8 protein-coding genes are annotated in these 10,121 nt (G+C 65.7%); all 8 read left to right on the top strand.

Annotation, left to right across the window (positions count from 1 at the left end):
* Positions 1–202: 202 nt before the first annotated feature.
* The 8 genes from AC13GF_RS20855 (at position 203) to AC13GF_RS20820 (ending at position 10,097) form a co-directional block, all read left to right on the top strand.
* Positions 203–694 carry a chemotaxis protein CheW gene (locus AC13GF_RS20855; protein ID WP_010482468.1) on the top strand — a complete coding sequence of 164 codons (492 nt, stop codon included), beginning with the start codon at positions 203–205 and terminating at the stop codon, positions 692–694.
* Between the two features lie 136 nt (positions 695–830).
* On the top strand, positions 831–1,214 hold the full coding sequence (locus AC13GF_RS20850; protein WP_010482470.1) for a hypothetical protein: 384 nt from the start codon (positions 831–833) through the stop codon (positions 1,212–1,214).
* 101 nt (positions 1,215–1,315) lie between these two features.
* Entirely contained in the window at positions 1,316–3,691 is a 2,376-nt protein-coding gene (locus tag AC13GF_RS20845) for a methyl-accepting chemotaxis protein (protein ID WP_483005845.1), read from the top strand.
* Positions 3,692–4,428: 737 nt separating this feature from the next.
* A complete protein-coding gene (locus AC13GF_RS20840) occupies positions 4,429–6,702 on the top strand; it encodes a methyl-accepting chemotaxis protein (RefSeq protein WP_483005844.1) in 2,274 nt (757 codons plus the stop codon).
* Positions 6,703–6,739: 37 nt separating this feature from the next.
* Positions 6,740–7,609, top strand: coding sequence for a CheR family methyltransferase (locus tag AC13GF_RS20835; RefSeq protein WP_483005843.1), 870 nt, complete (start codon positions 6,740–6,742; stop codon positions 7,607–7,609).
* Positions 7,606–8,202 carry a chemoreceptor glutamine deamidase CheD gene (gene cheD / locus AC13GF_RS20830; protein ID WP_014037083.1) on the top strand — a complete coding sequence of 199 codons (597 nt, stop codon included), beginning with the start codon at positions 7,606–7,608 and terminating at the stop codon, positions 8,200–8,202. Before AC13GF_RS20835 ends, cheD begins: the two co-directional genes overlap by 4 nt.
* Positions 8,199–9,275: a protein-glutamate methylesterase/protein-glutamine glutaminase gene (locus AC13GF_RS20825; protein WP_483005842.1), complete on the top strand. Its 1,077-nt coding sequence runs from the start codon at positions 8,199–8,201 to the stop codon at positions 9,273–9,275. The genes cheD and AC13GF_RS20825 overlap by 4 nt, the downstream gene beginning before the upstream one ends.
* Positions 9,276–9,323: 48 nt before the next feature.
* A complete protein-coding gene (locus AC13GF_RS20820; RefSeq protein WP_483005841.1) occupies positions 9,324–10,097 on the top strand; it encodes a hypothetical protein in 774 nt (257 codons plus the stop codon).
* Positions 10,098–10,121: the final 24 nt, after the last annotated feature.

Below are 10,121 nucleotides of genomic sequence, written 5' to 3'. Positions count from 1 at the left end.
CTTCCGCATCGACCGCCAGCGCAAGGCGCGCCGCAACGGCGAGCTGTGAGGCCGCCCGGCCGGCACTACCCATCCGGGGCAGATCCGGCCCCGGCATATCCACGCCATGCGTGGATGCCCCAGGCGCCACACCTAAAGTCCCCCGACGAGGGGCCGATATCGAGCCTGACACCGGGACTTCCGGCAGAACCAGGACCCCTCGATGAACGACAAGACCAGCTCCACCGCCAGCGCCGGTGGCGAATTCCTCAGCTTCACCCTCGGTGCCGAGCACTACGGCGTGGACATCCTCAAGGTGCAGGAAATCCGCGGCTATGACGCGGTCACCCGGGTGCCGGATGCGCCGGACTACATCAAGGGCGTGATCAACCTGCGCGGCACCATCGTCCCGGTCATCGACCTGCGCCTGAAGCTGCGCCTGGACGATGCCCGCTACGACGCCTTCACCGTGATGATCGTGCTGAACGTCGACGACCGCGTGGTCGGCATCGTGGTCGACAGCGTCTCGGACGTGATCCCGCTCTCGGCCGAACAGATCCGCCCGACCCCGGAATTCGGCGCCGCCGTCGATACCCGCTTCATCTCCGGCATCGGCACGCAGGACGACCGCATGCTGATCCTGCTCGACATCGAGACCCTGCTGGACAGCGCCGACATGGGCCAGGCCAACGTCGTTGAAGACGCCGCCGCCTGATCGAACGGACCTGCTTCACGTTCTGGTCACACAACCCTTCAGTTCCCTCCGGCAGTGCCGATAGGGGGACAGAAGCCGGTCGCGCAGGAGCGCGCAGAACCGGAACGACCATCACCATCCCCGGAGATACACCTCGATGAAGTCCCTGCTTGCGTTCGTTTCGGCCGCTGTCCTGGCCACCACCGCTTCCGCTGCGTTCGCCCAGTCGGCCGACATGATCCCGCCGGAACTGGCACCGCGCTCGGTCGGCAAGGACGGCATGGTCTGCGGCAAGGTCGAGAAGGCCCGCTACGCAGAAGGTTCCGAAGGCCAGCCGACCTTCCTGTACATGGGCGGCGCCTTCCCGCGCCACACCTTCTCGGCCCGCATCGCCGGCGAGAACCGCGGCAAGTTCTCCTTCCCGCTGGAAACCCTGGAAGGCAAGACCGTCTGCGTGATCGGCAAGATCCAGCGCGACGCCTCGCGCGCGGAAATCGAAGTCAGCTCGCCGGCCGGCCTGAAGCTGGCCAACATCAAGTAATCCGCTGTCCGTCGAACCACGCCGGACCTGGCGCCGGCGTGGTTTCTGCTGCAACCGGGCCCGATGCCCGGACGCGTCTGCCTTAGGAGATCGCAACGCCCATGCCGTGGATCAACAACCTCAAACTGATGCCGAAGCTGCTGCTGACCTTCGGTGTCCTCCTGCTGGTGATGTTGCTGCAGGGCATCGTCGCCTATCGCGGCCTGCATTCGCTGAACAATGTCACCACCGAGCTGGCGGGTTCTCGCATGGAGAGCATCCGCATGGCCGGCGAGATGCGCGGCATGCTGGGTGAATACCGCAACGCCGCCTACCAGCAGCTGATCCGCGCCAGCGACGACGTCAAGGCTGATGCACGCAAGCAGACCGTCGAGCTGCGCGAGAGCATGGACAAGTCGATCAAGGGCTACCCAACCCTGGTCGACAATCCGCAGCAGAAGAAGCTGTTCGACACCTTCGCCAAGGAATGGAAGGACGCCCTGGCCTCCTATGACAGCGTCACCGAGATGCTGGAACTGGACCTGCCGGACGACGCCATCGATACCTTCGTCGGCGAGACCCGCACCAAGCACCGCAAGGCTGCCTCGGCGCTGGAAGCCCTCATCGCCGAAGACAACCGCCTCGCCCGCGCCTCGCGCGAAGAGGCCGAATCCACCTATTCCGCCTCGGCCGTGCTGACCGTGATCGCCCTGCTGGGCGGCGCCGCGCTCGGCCTGGTGCTGGTCTGGCTGTTTGCCCGTGCCCTGGTCGGCAGCGTGCGCGGCGCCGTGTCGGTTGCCAACGACGTGGCCGGTGGCAAGCTTGATGGCCACATCGACGTCAGCCGCCAGGATGAAGTGGGCGAACTGATGCAGGCCATGCAGCGCATGCAGCGCGACCTGCGCGAGCGCATCGAAACCGACCAGGCCGTTGCCCGCGAGAACCTGCGCATCCGTACCGCGCTAGACTACAGCTCCACCGGCGTGTACCTGACCGATACCAGCAACACCATCGTCTACATCAACCGCGCACTGCAGCAGACCCTCAGCCAGTATCAGGACGAAGTACGCCGCGACCTGCCGGACTTCGACGCCCAGGCCTCGCTGATCGGCAAGCCGGTCACCGTGCTTGAACACCGCGGCGAGATGGACCAGACCCTGCTGGGCAACCTGAAGGCACACGGTGTTGCCCGTCGCCCGATGCAGTACGGCGATGCCCAGTTTGCCCAGGTGGTTTCGACCATCCGCAATGAAGGCGGCGACACCGTCGGCTACGTGGTGGAATGGCGCGACCGCACCCAGGAAGCGCAGGTGGAAGCCGAAGTGGCACGCGTGATCGCCCAGGCTGCTGCCGGTGACCTGTCCGGCCGCATCGACGCCACCGACAAGGAAGGCTTCTTCCTGCAGCTGGCCCAGCAGATCAACGGCCTGCTGGACGCCAACGCCGGCAGCATCGAACAGATCTCCGGCCTGCTTGCCGCACTGTCGCAGGGCGACCTGACCGTGCGCATGCATGGCGACTACCAGGGCGTGTTCGCCCGCATGCGCGACGACGCCAACGCCACTGCCGCGCAGCTGAGCGAAATCGTCACCCGCATCAAGCAGTCCAGCCGCGCGATCAGCTCGGCCGCCGGCGAGATCGCCTCGGGCAACAGCGACCTGTCGCGCCGTACCGAACAGCAGGCCGCCAACCTGGAAGAAACCGCTGCCTCGATGGAGGAACTGACCTCCACCGTGCGCCAAAACGCCGAACACGCCCGCCAGGCCAACCAGCTCGCCATCGGCGCGCATGGCGTCGCCTCGCAGGGTGGTGAAGTGGTCGGCCAGGTGGTCACCACCATGTCGGCCATCGAAGCCTCGTCGAAGAAGATCGCCGAGATCATCTCGGTCATCGACGGCATCGCCTTCCAGACCAACATCCTGGCGCTGAACGCCGCGGTGGAAGCCGCACGTGCCGGTGAACAGGGTCGTGGTTTCGCCGTGGTCGCCAGCGAAGTGCGCACCCTCGCCCAGCGCTCGGCCGCTGCCGCCAAGGAGATCAAGGGCCTGATCGACGACTCCGTCGGCAAGGTCAACGACGGCTCGGCGCTGGTACACAAGGCCGGCGCGACCATGGGCGAGATCGTCGCCTCGGTGCAGCGCGTGACCGACATCATGGCCGAGATCTCCGCGGCTTCGCAGGAACAGAGCGCCGGCATCGAACAGGTCAACCAGACCGTGGTGCAGATGGACGAGACCACGCAGCAGAACGCCGCGCTGGTTGAAGAAGCCACTGCTGCCGCGCGTGCGATGGAAGAACAGGCCGGCCACCTCAGCGAGGCCGTGTCGATCTTCGTGGTGGACGAAGCCGAGGTCGTGGTTGCCCCGCGCGTCACCGCCCCGGCGCCGCGTGCCGCTGCACCGGCTGCCCCGGCCCCGGTCGCACCGCCGGCCCGCCGCACGGCAGGTGGTCGCCCGATGGCCACCGAACTGGCCGACGGAGACTGGCAGGAGTTCTGATGTCTGCCTGACCTGAGGTACGAGAACGCCCCGGCCCTGCGCTGGGGCGTTTTCGTTTACGGGGTATCAGGATGTCCAGCCAACGGCGAAGCCCCTCGGGGTGGGTCGCGGAAAGCGCTTGGCTAGCGAGGGTTGGCCGGGAGGGTGGGCTGCGCAGGGGACGCTGCAAGTACGTCCATGTAAGCTCGGTCGCCGCATCCATGCGGCTCACGCCCCTGCGCAACCCACCCTCCCGGCCACGGACACTTTCCGTGCGCGTCCACCCCGGATTGAAGAAGGAAGAGCAAAAAACAAAAGCCAGGTCACTTCCGGGGTCAGATCCGTTTTCCGCAGGAAAACGGATCTGACCCCTCTTTCCATTTGGAAACCCAACGCTCTTGCCGTCCGACACCGAAATGCCGAGAGGGCTGGGTCGGGGTGGGCTGGCGGGACCGTTGGCGCCATGGATGGCGCCATCGAGCCCCCACGGACGGGTTTACGGCGTGTCCCGCCAGCCCACCCCGGCCCAGCCAGCCACTGACAATTCAGAGCCGACCAACCGACGTTGCTGTTGCTTTTGCTGTTGCTTCAAAAGCCTGCCGCAGGCAGCGCCGCAGCCGCCACTGCAAGGAAACCTGAATACGTTCGGACACTACGCCTCAATCCCCCGCCCCATCGGCCGATAACGGGGTTGTCACGGCTTGTCCCGCCGCTGACCGGCTCGGCGCCGCCCGCCCGCTTCGACCTGGTCCTGCTCGATGAATCTCCTGCATCGCTGGCAACACTACTTCAGCAACCTCTCCGTCCGGCGCAAGCTCAACCTGCTGACGCTGCTCATCGCGCTTGGCGTGATCGCGCTCTCGGTGATCGCCGCCCGCATGCAGTACCTCGACCTGACCGAGACCCGCAAGACCGCACTGAAGACCCAGGTCGAACTCAGCTACGGCATCCTCCAGCATTACCACCGGCTGGCCGGTACCGGCGAGCTCAGCGAGGACGCTGCCAAGAGCGCGGCGTTGCAGGCGCTGGAAGTGATGCGCGCCGAGAACGATGCGTACTACTTCAACATCTACGACACCGGCTACCGCCTGCTGATGCACCCGTTCCGCAAGGACCTGGTCGGCAAGGACATGAAGGACTTCCGCACCGACGACGGCGTACGCATCTACTACGACCAGGTCGAAGCAGCCAAGGCCGGTGGCGGCTTCGTCAACTACCGCTGGGCCAAGCCGGGCAGCAAGGGCGAGGTCGAGAAGGTGGCCTACGCCGGCCTGTTCGCGCCGTGGAACTGGGTGGTCAGCAGTGGCGTCTACATGGACGACGTGCAGAAGCAGGCGCTGGTCTTCACCGCCATCATGGCGGTCTCCGGTGGCGTGCTGGTGCTGATCGTGCTGGCCCTGAGCTGGCTCATCGGCAACCGCATCGCCGTGCCACTGAAGCAGGCAACGGCCGTCGCCGAGGGTATCGCCCGCGGCAAGCTGGACAGCCACATCGGCCCGCAGCCGCATGACGAGACCGGCCGCCTGCTGGACGCCATGTCCGGCATGCAGCAGCAGCTGCACGCGGTGATCAGCGGCCAGCGTGAAATGGCGCGTCGCCACGACGGCGGCGAGCTCAGCTACCGCATCGACGCCAGCGCTTTCCCCGGCGAGTACGGGCTGATGGTGCAGGAAACCAATGCCCTGGTCGGCGGCCACGTGCAGACCCTGCACGATGTGCTGGACGTGGTGCAGCAGTACGCGGTCGGTGATCTCAGCCGCGACATCGCGCGCTACCCCGGCGAGAAGGCCGCGATGACCACCACCGTCGACACGGTCAAGGCCAACCTCGGCCGCATCAATGCCGAGATCAAGCAGCTGGCCAGTGCCGCCGCTGCCGGCGACTTCAGCCGTCGTGGCGATGCGCAGCGCTTCGATCACGATTTCCGCCTGATGCTGGAAAACCTCAACGCGATGATGGCGGTCAGCGATGACAACCTCGGCAAGCTCTCGCAGCTGCTGTCGGCCATCGCCGAAGGCGACCTGACCGCGCGCATGCACGGCGACTACCAGGGCGTGTTCGCGCGCATGCGCGACGATGCCAACACCACCGTCGCCCAGCTGACCCAGATCGTCGGCCAGATCCAGGCCAGTGCTTCCAGCATCACCCTGGCCGCCGGTGAGATTGCTTCGGGCAACAGCGACCTGTCGCGCCGTACCGAACAGCAGGCCGCGAATCTGGAAGAAACCGCTGCCTCGATGGAGGAACTGACCTCCACCGTGCGCCAGAACGCCGAACACGCCCGCCAGGCCAACCAGCTCGCGATCGGCGCGCAGGGCGTGGCATCGCAGGGCGGCAGCGTGGTCGGCCAGGTGGTCAACACCATGTCGGCCATCGAAGCCTCGTCGAAGAAGATCGCCGAGATCATCTCGGTCATCGACGGCATCGCCTTCCAGACCAACATCCTGGCGCTGAACGCCGCGGTGGAAGCCGCACGTGCCGGTGAACAGGGTCGTGGTTTCGCCGTGGTCGCCAGCGAAGTGCGCACCCTCGCCCAGCGCTCGGCCGCTGCCGCCAAGGAGATCAAGGGCCTGATCGATGATTCGGTCGGCAAAGTCGCCGAAGGCTCCAGCCTGGTCCATCAGGCCGGCAGCACCATGGGCGAGATCGTCGCCTCGGTGCAGCGCGTGACCGACATCATGGCCGAGATCTCCGCCGCCTCGCAGGAACAGAGCGCTGGCATCGAGCAGGTCAACCAGACCGTGGTGCAGATGGACGAGACCACACAGCAGAACGCCGCACTGGTGGAAGAAGCCACCGCCGCCGCACGTGCCATGGAAGAACAGGCTGGCCAGCTGGCCGACGCCGTGGCGATCTTCCGCCTGGACAACCAGGTCTCCGCCGCGATGAAGGCGGCGGCCGCGCGTGTCGAGCCGGTGCATGTTGCCGCCGCCGTGGCGCGCCCGCAGCCGGCTCCGACGCCGGCACCGGTCCGCCGCAGCAGCAACGCCAGCTCCTTCGTCGCCAGCGACAGCGACTGGCAGGAATTCTGAGACCCACCTGCGGCGGCTTCGGCCGCCGCCTCTGCCGATGGACACGTTCCCCGTGCAAAGTCCTACTCCCATCGTCACCGGCCCGCGCGAATTCGAGTTCGCCGACCGTGATTTCCGCCGCGTCTGCGACCTGATCTACCAGCGCGTGGGCATCGCCCTTGCCCCGGCAAAGCGCGACATGGTCTATGGCCGCCTGTCGCGCCGCCTGCGCACGCTGGGCATGCGCAGCTTCCAGCAGTATCTGGACCATCTGGAGCAGGAAGATGGTGACGAGTGGCAGGCGTTCACCAACGCCCTGACCACCAACCTGACCTCGTTCTTCCGCGAACCGCACCACTTCGACAAGCTGCGCGAAGAGCTGCAGCAGCGCTCCAGCCGCACGCCGCTGCTGCTGTGGTCGTGCGCGGCGTCCACCGGCGAAGAGCCCTACTCGATGGCGATCACCGCCTGCGAGGCCTTCGGCACCCTGAAGCCACCGGTACGCATCATCGCCACCGACGTCGACACCCAGGTGCTCGCCACCGCCGGTCGTGGCGTCTACAACATCGATCGCGTCACCAGCCTCGATCCGGACCTGCGCCGCCGCTACTTCCAGCGCGGCAGCGGCCCCAACGAGGGCCAGTGCCGCGTGCTGCCGGCGCTGCGCGAGCTGATCGAGTTCCGCCCGCTGAACCTGCTCGCCCCGCGCTACGACGTCGGCGGACCATTCGACGCGCTGTTCTGCCGCAATGTGATGATCTACTTCGACAAGCCAACCCAGCGCGCGATCCTCAGTCGCCTGGTGCAGCACCTGGCCGACGACGGGCTGCTCTACACCGGCCACTCGGAGAACTACCTGCACGCCGCCGACCTGATCCAGCCCTGCGGCCGTACGCTGTACCGCCGCGCGGCAAAGGCCGGCGCATGAACGCCTCGCTGCGTACCGACGATGTGATGCGCTACCAGGACGCACGCTTCCAGACCATCGCCGCCAAGCTGCTGCCCACCCAGTACCTGGTGGTGGATGACACCACGGCCCTGACCACCACACTGGGTTCCTGCGTGGCCGCCTGCCTGCGCGACCCGGTGCTGAAGATCGGCGGCATGAACCACTTCCTGCTGCCCGAAGGCAACGCCGGCGACGGCGCACCCGCACGCTACGGCAGCTATGCGATGGAACTGCTGATCAACGACATGCTCAAGCGCGGCGCACACCGCAAGCGCATCGAGGCCAAGGTGTTCGGCGGCGCCAACGTGCTCAAGGGCTTCACCAGCAATCCAGTCGGCACCCGCAACGCCGAGTTCGTACGCCAGTACCTGCAGGCCGAGCACATTCCGATCATTGCCGAGGACCTGTGCGGCATCCATCCGCGCAAGATCTGGTTCTTCGCCGATACCGGCCGCGTGGTCGTGCAGCGCCTGCCGCATGCCCATGAGGCAGAAGTGGCTGCGACCGAATCGGCGGTCCGTGCACGCCTGTCCAAGGCCCCGGTCACCGGCGGCGTGGAGCTGTTCGAATGACCCTGACCGGCAACGCCCCCTGCCGGGTCCTGATCGTCGACGACTCGGCCGTCGTGCGTCAGATGCTCACCGAGATCCTGTCCAGCGATCCGGCCATCGACGTGGTCGGCACCGCCGCCGACCCGTTGCTGGCACGCGAGAAGATCAAGCGCCTGGCCCCGGACGTGATCACGCTGGATGTGGAAATGCCGCGCATGGACGGGCTGGCGTTCCTGGAAAACCTGATGCGCCTGCACCCGCTGCCGGTGGTGATGATCTCGTCGCTGACCGAGCGCGGCGCCGACACCACCCTGCAGGCACTGGCGCTGGGCGCGGTGGATTTCGTCTCCAAGCCAAAGCTGGACGTTGCGCGCGGCCTGCAGGGCTACGCCGACGAGATCATCGCCAAGGTCAAGATGGCAGCGCGCTCGCGGGTGCGTCCGCTGGTGCGCGCTGCCGCCCCGAAGCTCCTGCTGGAAGCCGCTCCTGCGATGCGCCCCGCCGCGCCGCAGTTCCGTACCACCGACCGCCTGATCGCGATCGGCTCGTCAGCCGGTGGCACCGAAGCCCTGCGCGTGGTGCTGGAAGGCATGCCGGCCGACGCGCCCGCCGTGGTGATGACCCAGCACCTGCCGGCCAGCTTCAGCAGTGCCTTCGCCGAACGCCTGGACCGCCACTCGGCGATGGCGGTGCGTGAGGCCAGCGACGGCGAAGCGGTGCTGCCCGGCCATGCCTACCTGCCGCCAGGCGGCAAGCATCTGCGGATCATCCGCGACGGTGCGCGCTGGCGTTGCCGCGTCGACGACGGCCCAGCAGTGAACCGGCACAAGCCGGCAGTGGACGTGCTGTTCCGCTCGGTCGCGCAGAACGCTGGCGGCAACGCCATCGGCGCCATCCTCACCGGCATGGGCGATGACGGCGCACGTGGCCTGCTGGAGATGCGCCAGGCCGGCGCACCCACGCTGGTGCAGGACGAGGCCACCAGCGTGGTCTGGGGCATGCCCGGTGCCGCCTTCAAGCTCGGCGCCGCCGAGGAACAGGTGCCGCTGGAACGGATTGCCGAGCGGTTGCTGGCGCTGGCGCGGTCTGCTTAGATTTCACGCTTTAAGAAAACATCATGCCAAGGAAGACCACGCACCAACATGAACATGTTCCGACAAGATGGTGATCTAGATGGCCTGCTCCGTCAGATCTATTTTCATGAGCTGGATGAACGGGAGAGAATTTTCTCAAGGCTCCAGTTGAACTTCGGCCTCTATGCAACTGCCATAGCTTCCGCCACGTACATGTGTCGAATGATGGACTATGGCGCAAATGCTGCTGGAATTACGCTATTTTTCGTCTTCCTAGTAGCTTTCGCAGTGTTTTTGACGAAATCTATTTACTACACTGGCTACGCCCTGACCGGGTTTCAGTATGTGCTCTTCCCAAATGCCGTCCAATCCGTTGCATATCGAGCGGACGTCTTCAGAATTCAGGATGAAGATCGCAGAGAGGGCAGACTGCTCCCACAATCCGGGGAGGTGGAGGCCTATGTATCAGAAACCCTGGCGCACTGCGCGGACAGCAACCGGAGAATCAATGAAGTCAGGAAGACGGCAAATAGAACGGCATTGCTTTGGCTCTTTGGTGCATCGCTTCCGCTTCTAGCATCAGCAATCTGTTTCGTAGGATTTGATCTGGATGCATCTTCGCCGAGGAAGAATCACTTGGTTGAAGACTCCAAGCTAAGAACCAGCATCGACAAACTGAACAGTACTCAACCGCAACCTGATTGCAAGGAGAACCGCCGTGAACGATCCAGCCAACCCATCAAAACTGCCTCAGCCGCCACCGACAGCTCCAGTAGCACAGCCGCAGCCCGCGCGCCCGCTGCCACCCCGACCTGTACCGCAGATTTCACTCGAGAGCTATGACGCACGCCTCCCTCCCAAGTCTAC

This window comes from Stenotrophomonas sp. 22LJNL06-5-1 (genome assembly GCF_056861455.1).
Note: the sequence above shows the minus strand (reverse complement) of the source record. Positions and strands in the feature narration are given on the sequence as shown.